The 21,580-nt window shown below is 35.4% G+C and carries 17 protein-coding genes, 1 tRNA gene and 4 pseudogenes; 13 read left to right on the top strand and 9 right to left on the bottom strand.

Going from position 1 to position 21,580, the window contains the following annotated elements:
- Positions 1 to 91 precede the first annotated feature (91 nt).
- The 4 genes from ACGH6S_RS05375 (at position 92) to ACGH6S_RS05360 (ending at position 7,392) form a co-directional block, all read left to right on the top strand.
- On the top strand, positions 92 to 1,441 hold the full coding sequence (locus ACGH6S_RS05375) for an SWIM zinc finger family protein (RefSeq protein WP_411578446.1): 1,350 nt from the start codon (positions 92 to 94) through the stop codon (positions 1,439 to 1,441).
- Complete coding sequence (locus tag ACGH6S_RS05370) at positions 1,431 to 4,745, top strand: hypothetical protein (RefSeq protein ID WP_411578447.1); 3,315 nt, start codon at positions 1,431 to 1,433, stop codon at positions 4,743 to 4,745. Before ACGH6S_RS05375 ends, ACGH6S_RS05370 begins: the two co-directional genes overlap by 11 nt.
- Before the next feature lie 185 nt (positions 4,746 to 4,930).
- Positions 4,931 to 6,187: a serine/threonine transporter SstT gene (sstT, locus tag ACGH6S_RS05365; protein WP_034915289.1), complete on the top strand. Its 1,257-nt coding sequence runs from the start codon at positions 4,931 to 4,933 to the stop codon at positions 6,185 to 6,187.
- A gap of 209 nt (positions 6,188 to 6,396) precedes the next feature.
- Positions 6,397 to 7,392 carry an MDR family oxidoreductase gene (locus ACGH6S_RS05360; RefSeq protein ID WP_174799030.1) on the top strand — a complete coding sequence of 332 codons (996 nt, stop codon included), beginning with the start codon at positions 6,397 to 6,399 and terminating at the stop codon, positions 7,390 to 7,392.
- A 179-nt stretch (positions 7,393 to 7,571) separates the two neighbouring features.
- Here the strand turns inward: ACGH6S_RS05360 and ACGH6S_RS05355 are convergent, their stop codons facing one another.
- Positions 7,572 to 8,642, bottom strand: a complete 1,071-nt coding sequence (locus tag ACGH6S_RS05355) for a DUF3829 domain-containing protein (protein WP_065590829.1) — start codon at positions 8,640 to 8,642, stop codon at positions 7,572 to 7,574.
- Between the two features lie 1,247 nt (positions 8,643 to 9,889).
- On the opposite strand from ACGH6S_RS05355, the gene ACGH6S_RS05350 reads away from it, so the two are divergent.
- Both ACGH6S_RS05350 and ACGH6S_RS05345 read left to right on the top strand, forming a co-directional pair.
- On the top strand, positions 9,890 to 10,339 hold the full coding sequence (locus ACGH6S_RS05350) for a LexA family protein (RefSeq protein WP_208610499.1): 450 nt from the start codon (positions 9,890 to 9,892) through the stop codon (positions 10,337 to 10,339).
- Entirely contained in the window at positions 10,336 to 11,601 is a 1,266-nt protein-coding gene (locus ACGH6S_RS05345; RefSeq protein ID WP_065590830.1) for a Y-family DNA polymerase, read from the top strand. The genes ACGH6S_RS05350 and ACGH6S_RS05345 overlap by 4 nt, the downstream gene beginning before the upstream one ends.
- Before the next feature lie 317 nt (positions 11,602 to 11,918).
- On the opposite strand, the gene ACGH6S_RS05340 is transcribed toward ACGH6S_RS05345, so the two are convergent.
- Positions 11,919 to 13,304 (bottom strand): MFS transporter, encoded by a 1,386-nt coding sequence (locus ACGH6S_RS05340; RefSeq protein WP_296302728.1) that lies wholly within the window; start codon positions 13,302 to 13,304, stop codon positions 11,919 to 11,921.
- A 251-nt stretch (positions 13,305 to 13,555) separates the two neighbouring features.
- A complete protein-coding gene (locus ACGH6S_RS05335; RefSeq protein WP_296302727.1) occupies positions 13,556 to 13,792 on the bottom strand; it encodes a hypothetical protein in 237 nt (78 codons plus the stop codon).
- A gap of 378 nt (positions 13,793 to 14,170) precedes the next feature.
- Here ACGH6S_RS05335 and ACGH6S_RS05330 point away from each other — a divergent pair, with 378 nt between their 5' ends.
- On the top strand, positions 14,171 to 15,058 hold the full coding sequence (locus ACGH6S_RS05330) for a LysR family transcriptional regulator (RefSeq protein ID WP_034915225.1): 888 nt from the start codon (positions 14,171 to 14,173) through the stop codon (positions 15,056 to 15,058).
- Positions 15,059 to 15,306: 248 nt separating this feature from the next.
- Here ACGH6S_RS05330 and ACGH6S_RS05325 read toward each other — a convergent pair.
- The 4 genes and pseudogenes from ACGH6S_RS05325 to ACGH6S_RS05310 form a co-directional block, all read right to left on the bottom strand.
- A pseudogene (locus tag ACGH6S_RS05325) lies at positions 15,307 to 15,477 on the bottom strand (transposase); the annotation flags it as partial.
- Between the two features lie 123 nt (positions 15,478 to 15,600).
- Entirely contained in the window at positions 15,601 to 16,437 is an 837-nt protein-coding gene (locus ACGH6S_RS05320) for an MBL fold metallo-hydrolase (RefSeq protein ID WP_174799035.1), read from the bottom strand.
- A gap of 11 nt (positions 16,438 to 16,448) precedes the next feature.
- On the bottom strand, positions 16,449 to 16,775 hold the full coding sequence (locus tag ACGH6S_RS05315; protein WP_065590835.1) for a hypothetical protein: 327 nt from the start codon (positions 16,773 to 16,775) through the stop codon (positions 16,449 to 16,451).
- A 133-nt stretch (positions 16,776 to 16,908) separates the two neighbouring features.
- Positions 16,909 to 17,073, bottom strand: a pseudogene (locus ACGH6S_RS05310) (3-oxoadipate enol-lactonase); the annotation flags it as partial.
- Between the two features lie 118 nt (positions 17,074 to 17,191).
- Between ACGH6S_RS05310 and ACGH6S_RS05305 the strand changes: the two are divergent.
- The 3 genes and pseudogenes from ACGH6S_RS05305 to ACGH6S_RS05295 form a co-directional block, all read left to right on the top strand.
- Positions 17,192 to 17,533: a hypothetical protein gene (locus tag ACGH6S_RS05305; protein ID WP_411578448.1), complete on the top strand. Its 342-nt coding sequence runs from the start codon at positions 17,192 to 17,194 to the stop codon at positions 17,531 to 17,533.
- 231 nt (positions 17,534 to 17,764) lie between these two features.
- Positions 17,765 to 18,796: a hypothetical protein gene (locus tag ACGH6S_RS05300; RefSeq protein WP_411578449.1), complete on the top strand. Its 1,032-nt coding sequence runs from the start codon at positions 17,765 to 17,767 to the stop codon at positions 18,794 to 18,796.
- 60 nt (positions 18,797 to 18,856) lie between these two features.
- A pseudogene (locus ACGH6S_RS05295) lies at positions 18,857 to 19,516 on the top strand (IS3 family transposase); the annotation flags it as partial.
- Between the two features lie 42 nt (positions 19,517 to 19,558).
- Here ACGH6S_RS05295 and ACGH6S_RS05290 read toward each other — a convergent pair.
- Positions 19,559 to 19,744 (bottom strand): annotated as a pseudogene (locus ACGH6S_RS05290) (transposase); the annotation flags it as partial.
- A 204-nt stretch (positions 19,745 to 19,948) separates the two neighbouring features.
- Positions 19,949 to 20,036: transfer RNA gene (locus tag ACGH6S_RS05285), tRNA-Ser, on the bottom strand.
- Positions 20,037 to 20,230: 194 nt separating this feature from the next.
- Here ACGH6S_RS05285 and ACGH6S_RS05280 point away from each other — a divergent pair.
- The 3 genes from ACGH6S_RS05280 to ispD are packed head-to-tail and all read left to right on the top strand — an operon-like array spanning position 20,231 to position 21,579.
- On the top strand, positions 20,231 to 20,548 hold the full coding sequence (locus ACGH6S_RS05280; protein ID WP_065560941.1) for a TusE/DsrC/DsvC family sulfur relay protein: 318 nt from the start codon (positions 20,231 to 20,233) through the stop codon (positions 20,546 to 20,548).
- Between the two features lie 21 nt (positions 20,549 to 20,569).
- Positions 20,570 to 20,866, top strand: coding sequence for a cell division protein FtsB (gene ftsB, locus ACGH6S_RS05275; RefSeq protein ID WP_034910028.1), 297 nt, complete (start codon positions 20,570 to 20,572; stop codon positions 20,864 to 20,866).
- The gene (ispD, locus tag ACGH6S_RS05270) at positions 20,866 to 21,579 is read left to right on the top strand and encodes a 2-C-methyl-D-erythritol 4-phosphate cytidylyltransferase (RefSeq protein ID WP_065590840.1); all 714 of its coding nucleotides are present in this window, start codon (positions 20,866 to 20,868) and stop codon (positions 21,577 to 21,579) included. Before ftsB ends, ispD begins: the two co-directional genes overlap by 1 nt.
- Position 21,580: the final 1 nt, after the last annotated feature.

Raw genomic sequence — 21,580 nt, 5'->3', positions numbered from 1 at the left:
AAAAACATCAAATATAGACAATATATTTTGCTTATTTTATACTCATTAGCATGATGTTTTGTCTATTTTTAATGTGTTAGGATGATTTATATTGAAGTTTTCTCAGCAATCAAAACTCACTAATGGCGCATTAGCCTTAGCGTTATCACCAGCCTTAACACCAGATGGAATTATTGACAACCCTCAATTTTTTGCTGGTTATGCACTTTACCCACAAATTCTTGCTAGATCTTTACTGGTTTTGGCTGATATTACTGCGACCCGATATTTTAAACCGGTGCCAGTAGCTTTTCGTGATCCTATTTTATCTGCACAAGGGAATCAATTAAGAGCAGAGGTTTTTTCTGCCTGCAATAGTGTTTATGCTCGTTTAGATTTGTTACAACAAGGGTTTGATGGACAAATATTACGAGGCACAACCAATGTAGATATTGGTATTAGCTTAAGGCAAGCGCTAACTCAGGTTAATTATAAAGATAAACTTCATCTTAATATTGGTAATCAAGGTTTGGCTATGCGCCATATCCAAAAACAAGATGAAGATGTAATTGGAATAAAGGCCATTATTGAGCGCCCTGTTGCAATGCCAGATAGGTGGATTCGAGCACTTGGTAATGTAGCTGAAATTCATACCAAAATGGTCGCTGTTTTTACGGTAACGGGAATACAAGCACAAACCTTTATTGCAGGATTGCCAACTGTGACTAGTAAACATCAATCAAGCTGGCTAATGCCATCTAATACTGGTATTAAATTGATGGCTCAAGGCGGTCTCGATAGTGTGTATATTTCTGGGTTACATCGGTTAAGTGCACTTAAGCGATTAACGACCAATGTTAAGCGTTTAACTTTTTATCAGCTAGCAAGTGGCGAACAAGGACCCTGCATGGTTGAAGTTGAACTCGACGGTGCAAGGCTTACTTTGAGCTTAACTGCACAGCCATGGCAAGGTTATTCTGGCGAAGGCGCATTACTTGAGTTGCTTGCACCAAAACAGCAATTACAAAATGCTCAACTTATTCAATCTATTTTACAATTTGATTCACTAATTGATCTGACTCAGCTAGCGATAAAAACAGGGTTAGATACTCAGCACATTAATAGTTCGCTGGCGTATCTGGCTGTTTCAGGTAAATTGGGTTTTGATGTACACCAAAATGGCTATTTTCATCGTCAATTGCCTGAAGATCCTAATCGACTTATCAAAGATAATCCGCGTTTAAAATCGGCCTATAAATTGATTGAATGTATTGATCGGGTTGATGAAAACACATGGATGGTTCACTCGAATAACGAAGACTATCGTGTCCGTTTTGTTAGGCAGAATAGTAAAATGACATCACAATGTACTTGCTCATGGTATCTGAATCATCAACTCAAAAAAGGACCATGTAAACATATTTTAGCAGTACAAATTAAGGAAAATATTTATGAATGCTAACTTAGCGAAAGCCGAAGCGATTTTTACTTCTTTGAATTGGAACAATGTCACAGCTGACAATATTTTACAACAACCGCTAGGTAGCAAAGAGCAGCAAAAGATTGCACTTTTAGGATTAAAAAATGGCAAATGGGGTGACTATGTCAAAGTTGGTAACGCTTTTCAATGGCAAGATTATGTTAAGTGTAATAAAGCATATTTAGCTTTGTACGCCATTCGGATTGGGGTATCAGTGAGCCGAGCGTTAAAACTTGCTCATTATACTTATTCATCTTTGTTATTGCCGGTTATTATTGAACGAGGTGAAAATTACGCACAAAATTTTGTGCAACAAGCATCTGCACCAACAGATCTTGCTGTTCAGTTGGTTGATCGTTTAAATTTGGTTATTCCTAAAAATCAGAATTATATCGGCGGTTGGACGTTGTATGCGGCGGTTGCTATGCGTGGTGATGATGTTGTAAAGCATTTTTCAGTTGCTACTCATGATGCAGATGTTGTCAACCCTTTTTACGATAAAATTCCTCCAAATATAGCTCAATGTCAGCGTCGATTTATCGAACATATTCATATTGCTATAGCGATAAATACACCTGCTACACGGTCATTTATCGAGGTGTTTTGCTTGGGGGTAACATTAGGTTGGCTTGACCGAGAGCAAGCAAAAGAGTTACTTTTTTTAGCTTTAGATATCGCTATTCGTCCTATAGATCGTAAAGTATGGTTAGATACACTTTATGATTTAGGTATTACCGATGCTGAATTGTGCCAGCGAGTACCTGCTTTAATTCCATTACTAGCCATGGGTGAATCTGCAATAATTAATCGATTAGCACCTGTTTTAATTCCCTTTGTTGATGATGAATTATTAATCGAAGTGATGACGGCATGTTTATCATCTAAAATAAAATCGGTCAAAAAATTAGTGTTAAAGATAGCCCTAAATCGCAAAGCGCCCCAAAATACTGATTTGTTTATGCCTTTGTTAAACCTATTACTTGACCAAACTGATGAATCAATTGTGGCTTTAACTAGCAAGCTAATTACACAGTGGCATCTTGATGATCATACCGTACAATCTAATTCCTCCGAATTACAACAACTTTGGCAACCAACACCGCCACTTTGGCAATTGCCGCCTTTTGAATTAGAGCCTATTTCCCCTGATGTATTAACTGAGTTAGCCTCTGAATTAGTAAAAAGAAACATATCTGGTCATGATAGTGTGACGGAAAGATTTTTAGCTGTAGCTAATATTATTGCTTATCACGATCCTCAAGCAGCAAAAGCGAGTTTAGCGGGTATAAAATTACGGGTTGATCAGCTTCTTGGTTTTCTATTTTATTGGCGTAAAGGCGAAGAGATTCCGTATCATAAATATTTGTCTGATTTATTAACAGCACGCGATTATATTGTTTGTAAAAATTTAGGCAAAATACCTTGTTTACTGTCGACACCAAGCATGAGTGATCTTTCAATAACAGTGGATGATCTTAGTCAACGATTAGCGATTTATCAACAGTTGAAAATTGATGCATTAGAGGCGGATCTGTTTTTAGCCTTGACTCGTCTTGATGTTTCGACACAAACATCATCAACGATAGAAAAACTCAAGAAGTTAAATGTTGCAGTCGTTTTGCAATCAGGACAAAAAATGCCAATTGATGCAGGCTCTTTAGTATTACAGTATCTGGATGATCCAGTAATCGAACCTAAATTAGCGTTAAATACTTATATTGAAGACGTACTGTCTTTACCACAATCATTAAATTATTTTCCTAAACGTATTGGAAATAACGGGTTTACAAAAATTCTTGCTATTTTCCCGTTATGGAACGATAGTGCAATACCGTCAGATATTGATTGGGCAACATATTACCATCAAGGTTTTGAGTTCCAGCAAATTGTTAACAGGCGTTCTCCTTTTGATTCACGTTCTGCAATGGCATTGTTAGCTATGCAACGCGCTAATTCGCCTTATGTGGCTAGCAATATGGCTCAAGCAGTAAACGATGCATGGCAAAGAGGTTTGCTTATTCCAGGTGTGGCGGATATTTTGTTACTGGAGCGATTTAGTCAGGTTCCTTGTCGTATAGCTAGTTTGGTGTCAGTATTAACCGATATTGCAAAACAAGGTATTCTTTCGGTGGTTTGGCCTATTTTGGATCAATTAATCATCGCATCATGTAAAGCACCAAGACTGTTATCTGGCACGCTTGAAACTGTTGATGCGATAGCTGAGTTTTTACCAGAAGTTAAATATGCTGTCGATCAAGGCATAGCCGATGCCAATCAATTGCAATTACTTGGCATCAGAATGTTAGCCAGTAAAGAAGGTAGTGCTAATGCGATTAAGAAAGCAAAAGCCATAGTTGAAAAACTACCTAAAATCGCCCCTTTAAAACAAGACGTATTGATGCGAGCTCCTGATGATTTTGACCAAGTATGGTCAAAACCGCAAAAGGCTAAAGTTGTGCCTGAAGATAATGTTTCAATTACTATTAGTAAGCCTGTAATAGATCAATCATCACGATTTTCTAAAGCATTGGCTAAATCACTAATGTTTACTTTAAAACTACCCAATGTGTCTAATCAAGTTTTCCACATAGTAAAAAATGATTGGTATTATGATTTAGAATACGAATTCCAATGCGAAGCTTACCCTCCATTATCAAAAGATCAACAAGTTATACCTAATTTTCAATCAAGAGTTTGGTTACATTGGTGTATTAACAAACAGTTACTTGTTGTTGAAAAAACACGTAATTGGCAAGAAAATAACGATGGACCATTATCAAGTAAATATAATTTGATTTTTTTAAACACAGATAATCTGATTTTTTCAAAATCGTTAGTGACAGTGATTATCGGATTGTTGGCTCAAGACAGTGATACTTATAAAGCAAATTTTATTTTTGAAAAAAATGTTAAAAAAGGAATCATTGATGCAGATACCATGCGCAAAGCTATTATCTTGTTTCTCGATTATCCTGATTTAAGCCCCGCTAAATTAATTCGATTACTAGAAAAAAAGCCAAGTTTATTGCCAATATTTTGTCCAGTATTAATTGAATGCATTAAGTTTGTTGGAAATCTAGTAAAACAAGGTGAAAAAATACCTGCTTGGATTAATCGGATTTTAGATATGTCATTAACCTATGCCCCTTATTTGAAAGAGGCAACTAGGCGCAGTTATCTAACTGAACCTGATTCTCAATGGCAAGGCTTAGCGGATATTGCCCAAGCAAAAGCAAAATCAGTAGCAGTAAACAAAGCAAAACAACTACTTGAATTACTTAAGTAAGATGGTTATTTTTGGGAAATGATTAGAACACTTAAAATAGGTCTAATATAAAAGCAATAAATAATTAAATTTAATCATCATGTAAAGTGATATATAAAAAAACATTATAATGATGTTTATTTTCTATAAACACAATGTTGAATTATGTTATTGTTTTAACTTTATTTTAATAAGAAAGGAATATTATGACTCATTCTTCACATCCTTTGGTGCGTTTTTATTTTAAAATAGGGCTGATACCGCAGATTTTGTTGGGCTTAATATTTGGTATTATTCTCGCTGCGGTGTCGAAAGATACCGCATTAGCGATGTCACTTATAGGTGGGCTATTTATTAATGCTTTAAAATCAGTTGCTCCTATACTAGTACTCATTTTGGTAATTGCATCAATATCAAATCATCAACATGGCAAACAAGCCAATATGAGACCATTAATTGCTCTTTATTTTGTTGGAATGATGTTAGCCGCATTATTAGCAACCATTGCTAGTTTTTTATTCCCATCACAGATTTCATTTGGTGATACGTTAAATAACCTTGAACTTACACCGCCTAGTGGTATTGCTGCTGTTTTAAAAACCTTATTAGAAAAAATGATCGACAATCCGATAAATGCACTAATTAATGCAAACTATATTGGTCTTATCATTTGGGGTGTTGGTATCGGTTTGGCATTAAGACACTCTAGCCAAAGTACTAAAACAATGATGAATGATCTGTCTTATGCTATTTCTTTTATTGTAAGAATTATTATCCGCTTTGCTCCTTTAGGGGTATTTGGATTAGTTGCCTCAACGCTAGCTGAAACGGGTTTTGGTGAATTACTGAAATATGCACATCTATTGGTTGTGTTAGTTTCTTGTATGCTGTTTGTTGCATTGGTGATTAATCCATTATTAGCTTATTTAGTTATGCACAAAAACCCTTATCCATTAGTATTTACCTCTTTAAAAGAGAGTGCGATCCCAGCCTTCTTTACCCGAAGTTCAGCAGCAAATATTCCCGTTAATATGGAGATCTGTAAAAAATATAAAATGGATGAAGATACTTATTCGGTTGCTGTACCGCTAGGTGCTGCAATTAATATGTCAGGTGCAGCCGTTACTATAACAGTTTTAACTCTAGCCACCGTCAACTCAATGCCAGCTAGTGCTGGTATACATGTTGATATCTATTCTGCGGTATTACTTTGTATTGTAACTTCAGTATGTGCTTGTGGGGCATCAGGGATTGCGGGTGGATCGTTACTGCTTATTCCTGTCGCATGTAGTATGTTTGGTATACCTAACGAAATTTCAGCCAAAGTGATTGGCATTGGAATTGCAATTGGCGTTATTCAAGATTCGGTTGAAACCGCATTGAACTCATCAAGTGATGTTGTGTTTATTGGTGCGGTTTCATCAGCCGCGCAGAAGAAGAAAAATAATACGACTAAAAATTAAGTATTCAAGCCTATTTAATTGGTAACTCTGATTTATAACTGAGCATGGTAATTTGTTATTATCAGCTCAGTTTTTATTTATCCCTCACAACCAAACATATCACATTGCTTTTTCTCGAATGACTCTTTATTATTAAAAAAACATCTAATATTTAAGTGGATTATTATATTATTTAGATGTTCCGATACTATATGTGATGAGGAGACACTATGCCATTTAATGCCATTGTTTTATCGAAAGAAGAAAAAACGGGGTTTTCATGCTCCTTAAAGAGTATTAGTAAACAGCAGTTATTAGCGCAAGAAGGTGATACCTTAATCCAAATAACCTATTCAAGTATTAACTATAAAGATGCGCTAGCTTTAACTAATAAAAGTCCTGTTGTTAGACAGTGGCCAATGGTACCAGGTATTGATGGTGTTGGTATTGTGCTAGAGTGTCGTAGTGGTTGCTATCAAAAAGGCGATATAGTTATATTAAATGGGTGGGGGTGTGGCGAGACTCATTGGGGATGTTTGTCACAATATGCTTATTTAAAATCTGATTGGCTAATACCCTTGCCCAACAAACTTACAGATTATCAAGCAATGGCAATTGGTACGGCAGGTTATACAGCAGGCCTTTGTGTCCAACGTATTGTTGATTTAGGTGTAAAACCACAAGATGGTATGGTTTTGGTAACAGGTGCTAGTGGTGGAGTTGGCTCAATTGCCGTTGCATTACTTACTAAACTTGGTTATCAAGTCACCGCATCAACGAGTAAAATTGAAGAAGATCATTATTTACGACAACTTGGCGCAGTTAATATTATTGATGGTCAAACCTTAAAAGAAACGGGTAAACCATTACAAAAAGAACTGTGGTCAGCTGTTGTCGATGCGGTTGGTTCGCACACTTTAGCAAATGCTTGTGCCCAAACTCAATATGGCGGAATTGTGGCGTGTTGTGGTCTTGCTCAAGGCATGGACTTACCAGCAACGGTTGCGCCGTTTATTTTAAGAGGTGTTTCGTTAGCTGGGGTGGATAGTGTGATGGCAAATTATGATAAACGTGTGGCAGCATGGAATTTATTGGCACACAATCTGGATGAAAAAGTGTTATCTCATATTAGTAATACAATCACACTAAATGATTGTGTTGAGGTGGCAAATAAAATGATAGCAGGGCAAATAAAAGGGCGTTTTGTTGTTGATGTAAACAAATGAATCTAGGTTTGACTAAACAGTAGTATTTTGATAATTACTGTTAATTACTTGTCCTACTCATTTGCTATAAAGTTAAAAAAAAAAAGCGATGTAATATTTACACCGCTTTTATTTATACCACTATTTATTGTCATTAATAATGACTAAAATGTTAGCAATGAAACGATGTTTATCTATTTTTAATTGATTACTTGATTATAGCCATTAATTACACTTTTAAGTTCCCCATTCAAAGAATCAACTTCTCTTTCTACAGTATTGGTCTGTAAATTTTTTAAAACTACTTTCATTTGATTAATCAATCCAGGTAAACGATCAACAAAACCGTCATAATACATATCGTTTAAACCTTGTTGTTTAATCAATTTATTTTTGCCTTTATTCGTCATTAATTCATTGGCTATGGATTCTATTTGTTGAATTTTTTGTTCAAGGGCTGATTTATCGAGATTTTTAAACTGGTTGTCTTCGTTAAAGCTTTCATTGATTAAATCGATAACATCTTCAGATAAATCCATGATTTCCATGCAATTGTAGTTAAGTGTTAACCCTTTGTTTTTTATCTCTGATTTTTGAAATGCATGGATTTCTTTGTATAATTTACCATAAGCCGCTAAAGCCACACTTTTTGCTTCAATATATTGGTTATAAAGCGTGTTCAAATTATTTAACAGTTCAGGTAATTTGGCAAAGTCATCCAATTTATACTCATTATCTAAATAATATTTAGCTATCTGATCATAAGCTAATCCTATTTCAATATATTTATCACTTAATGCTTTGCCTGCGGCATCAAGTTCGGGTAACTCTGGTTTAAATGCTAATAACTCAGTAATCAATTGTTTATATTCATCAAGCTCTTTTGGTCCTGGGTGATAACCGATAAAAAGTTTCGTTGGATTTTTTTTCACATAATTGACATCAATTTTACCGTTTTTATCACTGATACCTCTTAAAAAACCCTCAACACTGCTATCAAGATGATAAAGAGAAGAAGTCATCCTGCCATGTCCATTCCCTCTTAATTTATCTGCAGCTTGGGAGACATTAGCATTAAAAACATCTAGCCATATGTTACCTTTACGTGCTTTCAGTGCAAATTGCCGTGAAACATCTTCAGTAGTTTTAGACTTAGAAGATTTAACTTCTGAAGCTGCTGTTGGTTGTTGCGTTTTGTTTTCAGTTGGTTTGTCATCACAGCCAATCATCAAAAATCCAGCAATCAATACGGTTAAAAAATTTTTTTTCATTGTTTATCCCTTCATTTTTGTGTTCTAAATTCATTGAATTAATACTTTATTATCTTTTAAAGATTATTTCTAATAAAATATGAAATGAAATAAAAATTGTGATATTGGGGCTTAATTTTGTAATAAGTCTTATATTGTAGGAAAACACCGAGTTGCTTATATTTCATGGTTAAAATGATTTTTTAAAAACTCATAAGGCATTTTGTTGGAAATTATTTAACCTTTTGTTTTTTATCTTTGAATGGTGAACTATTTGCTGATCATTCCATTAAGGTATGTATTATTTTTTTGATTAACCCATTTATTTGAGGAATACCTGTTTCGTGAGTTTTTAATTGATATGATGGTGATCACACGCTTTACTAAGAAGGATTCTGAGAAGTTTTAATTATCAAATGATATTGACTCCTGAATCTGTTTACAAAAATATAATCTAAAAAGTGAATATTTTTGTAAATACCCTATAGTGCTTATCTGGAAAATTACGCTTACGCTGTTTGTTTTAGTGTTTTATATATTATAGAAGTTGTGGTATTCAATATTTAACAGCACATTTCAGCGCTTAAATGGTTGTAAGGTTAACTATAATTTTTAGTCAAATTAGTGACAGTTATTTTTTGATAAAATTGAATTTATATTTTTTTAAATTGTAGTTTATTGATTTATAATGAAAGAAGATGGAGGAAGCGCAGAAAAAGTAAAATTCGAGCAACTCAATTGTTAGGATTAATTGCTCTCTAGGTCTTTTAGCTGGAAGAAAGCTTTTTTATTAACTAATTCTTTTTGTAATAGTGCTATAAAACTTATACTCCACTAAACGGTTATCATCTTGCAAATGTTGTTCAATGGTTCGTGTTTACATTAGGATTCATCATTTCAGCCTTTACAGTCATAATAATAGAAAAATTAAAATACAATATTAAAATAAATAGTCTATTTTTCATGTCCAGTTGACCTTATTAATTGATTCAAAAGTTGCTCTTGTAGATAGTGTAGCACGTTGTCTAAACTAAAAAAGTTATTACACTCTGTATTAATCGCTTTGATATATCCAATTTTATTCCTTGATTTGACACTATCAAGCTAACTTATTCACATAGTGCTTTATTTACACTTTTATATTTTTTTACACTAAAATCTGTTGAAGTTCGCATTATATGCTGTATATTTATCCATGTTCGTTTTTTGCCACGATAACTAAAAAAACAGTGGTGATGTTCTTTCGTTTAGTTTTTAGGAGTATTTTCTTGCACAAATTCAGTTGTATTGTGCTTGGCTGTGTTGATACATCTATTATTAATCAACTACCGTTGGTGGATATACCAGTTAGAGCTGGTTTCCCTTCGCCAGCTGATGATTATTTAGAAGCAAAACTCGATTTAACTGAGCATTTAGTCAAACACCCTAGTGCGACCTATTATATCAAGGCAATGGGTGATTCAATGGTGGATTATGGTGTTTTTAGTGGTGATTTATTAATTGTTGATCGCTCTTTAGAACCAGTAGTCGGTGATGTGGTCATTGCAGCCATTGATGGAGAGTTAACCTGTAAATGCCTTGGCGTAATTAATGGTCAATATCATTTATTAGCTGGTAATGCGCTTTATCCACCGATCTCATTAGCTGGTAAAGAAGTGCATATTTGGGGAGTAGTGATTCATACGATCCACTCTCTCAGAGGTCGTGGCTATTTGTGATTGGGTTAGTGGATTGTAATAATTTTTACGCATCTTGTGAGCGAGTATTTAATCCTAAGCTTGAAGGACAACCGATTGGTATTTTATCCAATAATGACGGCTGTGTCATTGCGCGATCGAATGAGTTGAAACCACTTGTTCCGATGGGTATGCCTGCTTATCAAATTTCCCCGAGTGTTCGTAAAAAAATCACCTTGTTGAGTTCTAATTATGAGCTATACGGTGATATGAGTCAGCGTGTTTTTAATACAGTGCGTGATTATACAGCAGATGTAGAACTGTATTCGATTGATGAAGCCTTTATTTCCTTAACAGGGTTCTCAGATGTTATTTCGCACTGTCAAACAATAAGAACCAAAGTCAAACGTGATACAGGTATCCCCGTCAGTATCGGTATTGCGTCAACACGAACTTTAGCCAAAATAGCCAATTATGTTGCTAAAAAACAACCCACTTATCAAGGAGTTTGTTATTTACCGAATAATAAACCTTTATTGAGTCGAGTCTTGCAGCAGTTTCCTGTGAGTAAAGTGTGGGGTGTTGGAAGGCGTATTTCAGAGAAACTACAATCGTTAGGCATCCAGACTGCATGGGATTTGCGGCAAGCAAACACTAAACAAATTAGACAGCAATTTTCCGTGATGCTTGAACGGACGGTGTTAGAGCTACTAGGTACACCTTGTATCGAATTGGATGATTTATCTATTCCTAAACAGAATATTATGGTTTCGCGTAGCTTTGGTCAGTTAACTGGTGAGCTATTTGATGTGCAAGAAGCGATTCGCGTTCATGCTAGTCGAGGAGCTGAAAAGCTCAGAAAGCAAAGTTCTGTGACTAGTGCCGTACAGGTCTTTTTAAAAACCAATCGATTTCGTGAGGATATCGTGCAATATCATCCTTCTATCGTGGTTCCACTGCATTTGCCTACAGATGATTCACGGCTCATTATTCAAGCCGCACAAAAAGGATTGCAGGCTATTTATAAACAAGGTTTTTTGTTTATGAAGGCCGGCGTGGTGTTACTTGACTTACAGGTTAAGCACACCGATACGCAGTATGAGTTATTTGAAACGTTCAATAATATAGAGCAAAAGCAAAAAAGTGATAAGTTGATGCAAGCACTGGATGCCATCAACCAGAAGATGGGTAAACATACGGTGCAATTAGGTACCGTAAGAAAGCAAGCCCCTTGGCAGATTAAACGTGAATTACTGACTCCGCGTTATACTACTCGGTGGGAAGAGTTGTTAATCGTTAAATGATTATTTTTTAGTTTGATTTAGTAAAACTATGATATTATCGATATAAATGTTTGAATTTAAGTCATTAAAGCAAACACAATTATTCTTATCTCGATTTGGCAATATCTATGATCATTTCAATTGTGTAAGGTGCTTGTGCTCTGCTAAAACCTTTCGAGTTTTAGTCACATGTCAATTTACCGAATGGTCTCTATTACCCGAGTTTCACTCAAAATTATAAATAAAAAATTAGTTATCAAATTTAAACTCATATTAGAAAGTTAATTTGACAGTACCTTTGGAATTTATATACACAATTAATCACCTCTTAAATTTTTTTAACAACGTAGACGTAATGTACTAACAACTGATGATATTGCAGCAATCACACAAGCAATAGAAAAAATATATACACCAAATTCTGCGTTGGTACTCTCCATTAATCCATTTAATAGCGCAATTACCATAGCTACCAAAGCAGCACCGATTGACTGCCCAGTCGTTCTGGCTGTAGATAATACTCCAGACGCTGTGACTGTTCGATTTTTTGAAACATTGCTAAACATTTCCTTATTATTTGGCGGGAGAAAAAAACCATAACCAACGCCACAAATGACCACTCGCCACAAGAAGTCACTCACTGTTGCAGCTTCCGATAACAAAGCTAATGAACCTAAACCTATACAAAAAAACATCACGCCAATAGTAGATATATGGGTAGGATTAAAACGGTTTGACAGTCTTCCTGCAATAGGTGCGCAACAAGCTACAGCTAGTGGCCACGGTGAAAAGATAAAAGCAGACTCTAGCACAGAATAGTTATAAGTATGTTGTAAAACAAAAGGTAAGCTTACCAACGCAATTCCTTGAGCAACAAACATAGATAGGGAAGAGAGCACCGCAAAAGTGTATCGGCGTGAACAAAATATATCAAGCGGTAATAAAGGATGCTTTGAACGAGTCTGGACAGCAATAAATAGGATAAATAAGATCGTTGAAACCACTGCGCAAAATATCAACGAATGATTTTCCCAGCTACCAATTTGATCAACTGTAATCACCATCAAGCCTAATGCTCCTGCCGAGCTAATTGCTCCTGCTAAATCAAAGCCTTTTTCATTTTCATTATCTTTCCCTAATGAGATAAACGAAAAGATTATAGCAAACCCTCCAAGTGGAATGTTGATATAAAAAAGCCATGGCCAAGATAAATAAGAAATAATAATTCCTCCTAATGCTGGGCCGACAGCCGTACCCACCGCAAATACCATCGCATTTAGCCCAAATATTGTCCCCAACTTATAAGGTGGAAATATAACTCTGTACAGCCCCAACCCAACGCTAATCATTACAGCGTAACTAATTCCTTGTAGTATCCGCATAGTGACCAGAGTACTAAAGGTTGGAGAAAGGCTACAACCTAAGGATGAGAGCGTAAATAAAATCATACCAGCTGTATAAAAACGCTTTTCACCAATCCTCGATCCAAGCGATGCACAAATTAGCATCGTGGCTGCGCTGGCAACCTGATAGCCGTTGATAATCCAAATACTAGATGCAGAATCAATTTGTAACGTACAAGCAATGGAGGGTAATGCAATATTAACAATGGAACCATCTAATGCTGACATTAGCACCCCTATCAAAATGGCCGCAGCTGCAAAATAGCGCCTTGGTACATCAAAACCTTGCTCAAGAATACTGCTATTACTTACCAACGACATATTTACAGGTCCTTTATTATAATGAAATTATGCGCAAAGAATTTTTGTCTCTAAACTTTTGCTTTCGAGAAAGGTCATCATTCCAAGAGTCAATACTTCTTCTGGCCTAGCTATTACTGGATTACGAGGAGCTTTCCATTCCTACTTGCTACCGTTGATACGAATATTTCTGAGAAAGCAGTAAGCGGTGAGGACATAAAATAGATTGTACATACTTTCACTAATCAGCGGAAGCATACCCGTAATCCCTCCTAAGGTCTTAACCATAGAGATCTATCTATAATGGGAATGCTCTGACTGTTTTTGCTGAATTGCACACTATTCATCAATCTCGAAAAATCGGCATCAGAAGAGGCAGCTATCGCACACCCTATCGAATCTAACAAACAAAAATGTGCCATGCGGATCGCATCATTATCAGAAATTGTTTGCTCGTAGGCATAATCAACCAGATTATTCATTACTCTATCAAACTTAGTGTGCACCATATTTTATCCTATTTACGAGTAGAAAGTTTCAATAATTAGCTGTAATTAACACTAGATAACGTATCAAAGTCTATTCGGTTTATCATGCAACTATTTGATTGTGTCACTATTACGTTATAGAATAGACAAACGATATTAATGCTAAAATCATAATTCTCAGAATAATAAAAAACCAGTGAATAAAATCGTGATGTACATCGAAAAGATTGATACCCTAATAATATTATGTTGAGACAAGCTCATGGAATAGAGTTGTTAGATATGAAGGTTTATTTTTAGCCTAGTACTATTTTTGCTGCAACTATCCTACAAAAGCCCTCTTCTGATAACTAAAAATATTGTTGAAATATTTATTCAACACTTAGAAGGAGAGTTAAAATGAAGCTAGATGAACTTCTGGCGTTCGTAACAGTCGTAGACACAGGGAATATAACCCAAGCCGCAGAACGCCTAAATCGAGTGCAATCTAGTATTTCTCATCGAATACGAAGTCTGGAGGAAAAGCTAGATGTTACATTATTAGATAGGAAAATCGAAGGATGTCTACCTACTACACAGGGTAAGATACTTTATGAATACGCACTTAAAATGCTGAACCTAGCGAATGATTGTAAAAATAACATTTCCTACTCCAAAGATGGTCAGTTGACCATAAGAATTGGAATAATTGAGTGCTTACCCCCCTATATAATTACTGCTTTGATTGATTTTGGTGAAGAGTTGGGTTGGAACATCGATATTTCAATAGGAAACACGATCAGTTTGCTCAACGCTTTTGATAAAAACGAATTTGATGCAGTCATCATTGGAGCAGGCTTTTCTAACAAACGGCATACATGTTTCACATTACTTTCCAGCGAATTAGTGATTGTCACAGAAAAAAATCATTTACCAATCACAAATATATCTAGTCTAGACGGGGAAGTTTTTTTGTTAAGTAGTAAAAAATGTGCCACATCAACTCGCAATTTCAGTGTACTGTTTAATGAAGGTAACATTACGCCTAAACGAGTAATTGAATGTGGATCTTATCCTGTTTTGTTTTCAAACATAGCCGCTGGCAAAGGGGTCTCGCTGGTCTTACGTTGCTCAATCAGTAATGAAATTAAGAACAAAATAAAAATTCATCAGTTAGCTAGAGAGTTTAATGATTTCAAAATTGAGCTTATCTACCGTGTTGATTGTCCCTATTTGGATACTGATAAATTCATTGATATGATGATATCAATATTCCAAGATCCTCGGTTGCACGATATCGGTTATTAACTGACCTGCACGCATGATACTAGCTCAGACTATGCTATTGAAATATTTTAACACGCAAACTGTTCCACATTGCTCAGATATTAAAGGAATGGGAGAGTATCTTATTGACACAATCCCTTTCTCTCACAATACTATTATCCAAATTCAGAATATAACATTTATTCCGTTTTCAAGAAGGTGTACGTATATTGACAAAGGTTCTTTCTCGAAACTTTGCCAAAATTATTTTCATCAGAGGGACCTCAAAGTATTTCCTTTAAGCGTTTGATATCCGAAGTTTCCATTCCGTCGTATTTTTCTCGCCATTTATAGAAAGTTGAATTACCCATGCCATATTTACGGTACAGCTCTTTAACGGGAATATCAGCTTCAGCTTCTTTTAAAATAGCGACAATTTGATGTTCAGTCATTTTTTTCATCATTAAATTCCCTTTTCTTTTATCATAGAGAATTTTCTACTTTTTTGCTGTACTATTTTAGGGGATAGTTACAATTGATAGCTTAAAAAATTATTAAATATGATTTGAAAAAACATTAGTTAATTAATCAGTAAGTACAATTTCATATCCTCTTTTAAGCTTTTGAATATAACCAAAACCTTCACATCCAAAATGAATCCCACCAACAAGAATGTGTTTAGAACTCACCATATCAAGGATGCGAATACGTGTTTCCGCTGCCAATTTAGGATCATAATCGAAAGCAATTGAGACATTCGGTTTTAAAAGTTGGATATGTGGAAAGTGGACAATATCACCCCAAATCAATAAACTACTATTTTCTCCCTCGACTTTATAACCAGTATGTCCTGGTGTATGCCCTTTTAATGGTAATGCATGTATACCAGCAAGTACCTCACCTTCATTAACTAACCGCAGATTTTCTTGATACTGTTTTAAAACATTGCGAGCAAAAATAAAATTACCTTTGACACGATCGCTGGAAGAAAAAAACTTTTTGTCATCTTTTAGATAATCATACTCATTTTGACTAATTACTAATTCTGCATTTGGAAATACTGCCTCTCCGTAGGAGTTGATCAAGCCACCTATATGATCGGGATGAGCATGTGTGAGTAATACGGCATCAATATCATTTGGTTTCACCCCAAGTTTAGCCAAATTATTTACTATCCTTCCTCCCCATCCTTTAAAACTACCTGCGCCACTATCAATTAAGATATTTTTACCTTTGTGTTGAACTAAAAAGGCATTAATGTGCACTGAATTAGGTTCATCTTGGCAGGCGTTTTGTTGAATGAAATAACACTCTGTCTCACTAATATTCGCCAGCATTCCAAAATCAACTTTTAAGTAGCCATCACTAACAGCAGTTACTTGTACCTCTCCAAGGTCCTTCATTGGCAATTTATCATTCATACAGTTACCTTTTAGTTTTTTGCGAAAATATTATTGGAATCATAAAGAAAGCAACGAATTCTCGCAATTACGCCGAACTTTTCTCTAATTAATAAATCAACCTGACGTGAGAATTCATTCATGACTGACTCACTACGAAAAACTTCTTGTCTAAGTTTAGCCTCAAAGTATACAGATTCCCCATAACCTACATCCGCAATTAGATAAGCTATATGGATATTATTATCTTTAGCTTTCAGAATCTCTTTGGTAAGTTTGGTCAAAGAAGTAGAAAAATCAGCAAAATCACAAGTTTCTAGGTGATGATCTGATGTTGTATAAATAGTAATACTGGGCATCGAATAACTTTTCCTATATGTAAGTATTTTAGTAATTGTGTGACTATATTATCCTTGATATTAATAAACGCATGCTTTTAATAACATCTAGATACCATTCCGAATTCGGCATCACTACTCCTTAGTTGATCAACATATCCAACCTGACTACCCGATAACGCTCGGTTAATCGCGGCATTTGCAAATCCCATAGGTGCAAATCCGTTCCCAGAAAGTGTAGAAGAATCAGCGTTGTTGCATTTTCAGGACCCTGTACATCATCGATATGCTGAGTTAATTTCAGTGGTCTAATAAACATTTATACCTCCATATAATTATTTTTACTTATATCATGTGGTTCCATATTGTTAATATTATTAGAATAATTTCTTTTCTTACGCTAATGGATAATTTCGATATCCGCATCGAAATGGTTGATGACCGAAAAAGAATTCATTAATTACAGTGGTACTGTCAAATTAATTTTTTTTGACTTTTTTAATAAACAGTTTAGCCGCTTTACTCTCTCTTTTTCTTGTATTAACAAATCAGAAGCAGATAATGTAAGATACTCTAACTGTGTTGATATTGCTGTTGTGCGCTTGAATCTATTGAGTGATGGAAGCATGATACATTACACTTACAAGGAAAAGAGACGGGTGTCGCCGCCAAACAGGACTATTTCATTTGTATGTTTTTTACAAAAATCCACGAAAAAACTAGCCAACTATTTTTTAAACGGCTATACTTTTACCGTTATAGGAAAACAAGCTTATTAAATAAGCAGACAATTATAAAAAATCTAAATAAAACAAGATATTACTTGACAGGTAGACAATAATGCATTATCATTTCTGGCACAAGGCACAAGGCACAAGCACTGGCAAACCTACGATTTAAATTTATTAAATAATCCTCTTCGCCGAGTTTTTGCACGAAACTCATTTATATTTTCCAAATTATCTCTCAAATTACCCCGAAAACTCTTGTTGGTGTTGGGCGTGTTATTATTGCCATATTCATGGAGTTTAGAAGCATTAACTAGTAAAAATGGTCGCGTAAAAAATCATCGTAGTGATGCCATAATATTACCGTCGTTCGAAAACCCGTGTCTAAAATATGGTACAGACGGAGATGCAGGTTCAGTTGATTTATGGATATGGATATCGAATCCTGATTATTTTGAACCAAGTGCGCCATTGGTTTGTTATGCTCAACCTAATTTATCAAACGATTCCAGTAATAATACTGTATATAAAGATTTAGATGGTCCTGATTGGGTAAAAGGAAAAGGATTTGTACCACAAGATATAAACAATCCACAACGTAATTTCCCATCGACAGGAACAAATAATGTTTATTTTTATTTATTATTAGCAAACGTAACGCCCGAAGAGATTATCTCAGCTAATGGCGCTAAAGTATTCCCGGAATCAGGGAGTGGAGTTAGTTTAGCTTTATCATCTGCAATAACACCAGGTTGGGGAAAAGGCTCACGAGATGTAGCTTTAAAGATAGTACTAAAAGGACCAGTAAACAGTAGTGCTAATAAAAATTTTAGTCCCTCTACATTTAAGCTTTATTCAGATAGAGCCAAAAGTAACGTCTTGTATAGCTTTAAAATTGAAAGATGGTATATAGCACAAGGGGTTGGTATAAATGCTTCAGCTAGTAAGACAAAAGATTATTGCAATCAAATTGGTTATCGGATGCCGAGTGTTGCAGATTATACTAATGCAAATAATGATGATATTTGGACAGGAGGTATTCCTGGAAGAAATATCAATGGTTATCGCCGACAATTAAGCTATCGCGGAGGTAATGGCAAGTGGATTGGTGGGCTATTTAATGAATGGGGAACTTTGTTTAATCATCCTAATCACTATTTAGGTCTTGACGACTGGGAAACTAAGCATCCTTATGATTGGTATTGGACAATCGATACATACAAGGGAAAATCAATTCGAGTCGATCTAGGGGATGGGGATTTAGGTTATGAATTAACTTTTAACCTATATAGAGCTGCTTGTGTTAAGCCTTAGTTAAATTTGTTTTATCTGTTCTGTAAATAGTTTGACTCCGTAACTTTTTATCGTGCTTATGGTACAAGGCGTCTGCAAGCAGAGCTGAGAAAGCAAGGCATAACCGTATCTCGACGCCGAATAGGTCGAATCATGGCGAAAAATGGCTGGGTTTCGAAATACACCTGTAAAAAATATTGTATTCATACAGAAAAAAGCAATGAATCGCTGGTAGGGAATGAACTGAATCGAGAATTTGATATAGGTCAACCACGAAAGATATTGGTGACCGATTTAACCTATGTAAGGGTTAAACAACGTTGGCACTACCTTTGTGTAATTGTTGATATCAGTAATCGAGAAATAGTGGGGCGAAGTGCTGGCAGGCATAAAACAGCGGCACTGGTCATGCAAGCTATGAGTCAAATTCCAATGAACTTACAGACGATTGAGTTGTTTCATTCTGATAGAGGAAAAGAGTTTGATAATTATTTGATTGATGAATGTTTAACAGCATTTGGAATTAAACGGTCGTTAAGTCGCAAAGGCTGCCCCTATGATAACGCAATTGCAGAAAGCACATTCAAAGCAGTGAAAACAGAATTTGTGTCAAATACTATTTTTGATTCACTGGCGCAACTTAAATTGGAATTTAATCACTATGTGGATTGGTTGAATTATAATCGACTTCATTCAACATTAAATTACCAGTCGCCGATTGAATACAAAAGAAATCGATGACCTTATCTTTTTGGTACTAAAAAGTGTGGACATACCACTCAGTTCGACAAACATCTGCTTAAGCTTGCGGTTTTCAGCCTCCAGCTCCTTTAAGCGTTTGATATCCGAAGTTTCCATTCCGCCGTATTTTTCCCGCCATTTATAGAAAGTTGAATTACCCATGCTATATTTACGGCACAGTTCTTTAACGGGAATACCCGCTTCAGCTTCTTTTAAAATAGCCACGATTTGAGTTCAGTCATTTTTTTCATAATTAATCCCCTTTACTTTTATCATAGAGAATTTTCTACTTTTTTGCTGTACTCTTTTAGGGGATGGTTACAGTATTTGATGAAAAATACAAAATAATTCAAATATATTTCGGTAGGCGTTTAAATAGTGGATTTAAGTGGACTTCTATGGACAACTGTGGAATTTGCCACAATAAGAAGATGGCGGAAGCGCAGAGATTCGAACTCTGGGAGGGTCGCCCCTCGCCGGTTTTCAAGACCGGTGCTTTCAACCGCTCAGCCACACTTCCGCAATGGCTGTGAATATTAAAGTAGACTTGCTTATTTGTAAATAGCTATTTTAATTTTTTTTATCGTTTGCTTTAAATTTCATCAAATTTCGAAGAAATTAAACAAACAATAACGTATTCGCCTGCAAAATTAGTGTTGGATTTTGATTAATTGAGTATAATACAACGCAAATAAAATAACGTACTTTGAAAAAATGTTAGAGCAGATAGAAACTGATGAGAAAGGCTATTTAAAAAATTGGCAGGATTGGACTGTTGATTTGGTTCCAGAATTGGCAGCCAAAGAGTCCATTGAATTAACCGATGCCCATTGGGAGGTTATTTTATTTGTTCGTGATTTTTACTTAGAATATAAAACCTCACCAGCTATTCGAGCTTTAGTCAAAGCAATGGAAAAAAAGTTTGGTGCAGAAAAGGGTAATAGTCGTTATTTGTATAAATTATTTCCAGACGGTCCTGCTAAACAAGCAACTAAACTTGCAGGCTTACCAAAACCAGTTAAATGCATATAGATAAAGGATAATACTAAATTCATGAGAAGATGGAAGCTACCTTTATTGTTATTAGCTGTACTGGGTTATCTGCAATATTCTTTATGGTATGGCAAAAATAATGTGTATGATTATCAAGATAATGTAGAAATGTTGGTCAGTTTGCGTGCCGATAATGAGAAGTTAAAGACTCGTAACGAACAGATGTTTGCTGAAATTAACGATTTGCAACGTGGCTATGAAGCAATAGAAGAGCGTGCTCGTAGTCATTTGGGTATGGTTAAACCTGATGAATATTTTTATCGAATTATAATTGATTCGGATACTAAAAAACGATAATGCATAACTTGAATAATCTTAATGATATCATTGCTATTGTACCGGCAGCAGGAGTTGGTTGCCGTATGAATAGTCAAATCCCTAAACAATATCTAAAAGTTGGTTCGAAGACCGTTTTAGAACATACTCTAAATAAATTATTAACGCATCCTCAAATCGCTCAAGTTATTGTTGTGATTAGCTCAGAAGATAATATATTTAATACCCTTTCAATTGCTCAGCACGATAAGATTAAAGTTGCTTTAGGTGGCAAAACTCGAGCTGATTCTGTTTTAGCCGGATTAAAATTGCTAAATGATGAACAGTGGGCTTTAGTTCATGATGCGGCAAGACCTTGTGTGACTCATTGTGATATTACTCGGCTGATTGAAACAGTAACAACTAAAAAACAAGGCGGTATATTAGCCACTCGTGTTAGTGATACGATTAAGCGAGCTTGTCAAAATAATGATACCATTATTGATTATTCTGAAGATCGGACTTATTTATGGGGCGCTGCTACTCCTCAACTGTTTAATGCTGGCGAACTAAAATCATGTTTGCAACAAGCTCTAAACGATCATGTTGCCATCACTGACGAAGCTTCAGCCATTGAGTATTGTGGTGGGCATCCTTTATTAATTGAGTGTCGTGGGGATAATATAAAAATAACCCGTCCTGAAGATTTAGCATTGGCTACTTTTTATTTAACTAAGCAGATTCCAAATAGGTAAA

The sequence above is a fragment of the Gilliamella sp. BG3 genome, assembly GCF_046635605.1.
GTDB classification, from domain to species: Bacteria; Pseudomonadota; Gammaproteobacteria; order Enterobacterales; family Orbaceae; genus Gilliamella; species Gilliamella bombi.
Note: the sequence above shows the minus strand (reverse complement) of the source record. Positions and strands in the feature narration are given on the sequence as shown.

What these genes read in the sequence shown, in the direction of transcription:
- ACGH6S_RS05335 (WP_296302727.1), bottom strand. Translation starts at nt 13,792, where the DNA reads ATGGTGCACACTAAGTTTGATAGAGTAATGAATAATCTGGTTGATTAT.
- ACGH6S_RS05340 (WP_296302728.1), bottom strand. Translation starts at nt 13,304, where the DNA reads ATGTCGTTGGTAAGTAATAGCAGTATTCTTGAGCAAGGTTTTGATGTA.
- ACGH6S_RS05360 (WP_174799030.1), top strand. Translation starts at nt 6,397, where the DNA reads ATGCCATTTAATGCCATTGTTTTATCGAAAGAAGAAAAAACGGGGTTT.
- sstT (WP_034915289.1), top strand. Translation starts at nt 4,931, where the DNA reads ATGACTCATTCTTCACATCCTTTGGTGCGTTTTTATTTTAAAATAGGG.
- ACGH6S_RS05370 (WP_411578447.1), top strand. Translation starts at nt 1,431, where the DNA reads ATGAATGCTAACTTAGCGAAAGCCGAAGCGATTTTTACTTCTTTGAAT.
- ACGH6S_RS05330 (WP_034915225.1), top strand. Translation starts at nt 14,171, where the DNA reads ATGAAGCTAGATGAACTTCTGGCGTTCGTAACAGTCGTAGACACAGGG.
- ispD (WP_065590840.1), top strand. Translation starts at nt 20,866, where the DNA reads ATGCATAACTTGAATAATCTTAATGATATCATTGCTATTGTACCGGCA.
- ACGH6S_RS05315 (WP_065590835.1), bottom strand. Translation starts at nt 16,775, where the DNA reads ATGCCCAGTATTACTATTTATACAACATCAGATCATCACCTAGAAACT.
- ACGH6S_RS05320 (WP_174799035.1), bottom strand. Translation starts at nt 16,437, where the DNA reads ATGAATGATAAATTGCCAATGAAGGACCTTGGAGAGGTACAAGTAACT.
- ACGH6S_RS05305 (WP_411578448.1), top strand. Translation starts at nt 17,192, where the DNA reads ATGACCGAAAAAGAATTCATTAATTACAGTGGTACTGTCAAATTAATT.
- ACGH6S_RS05280 (WP_065560941.1), top strand. Translation starts at nt 20,231, where the DNA reads ATGTTAGAGCAGATAGAAACTGATGAGAAAGGCTATTTAAAAAATTGG.
- ftsB (WP_034910028.1), top strand. Translation starts at nt 20,570, where the DNA reads ATGAGAAGATGGAAGCTACCTTTATTGTTATTAGCTGTACTGGGTTAT.
- ACGH6S_RS05355 (WP_065590829.1), bottom strand. Translation starts at nt 8,642, where the DNA reads ATGAAAAAAAATTTTTTAACCGTATTGATTGCTGGATTTTTGATGATT.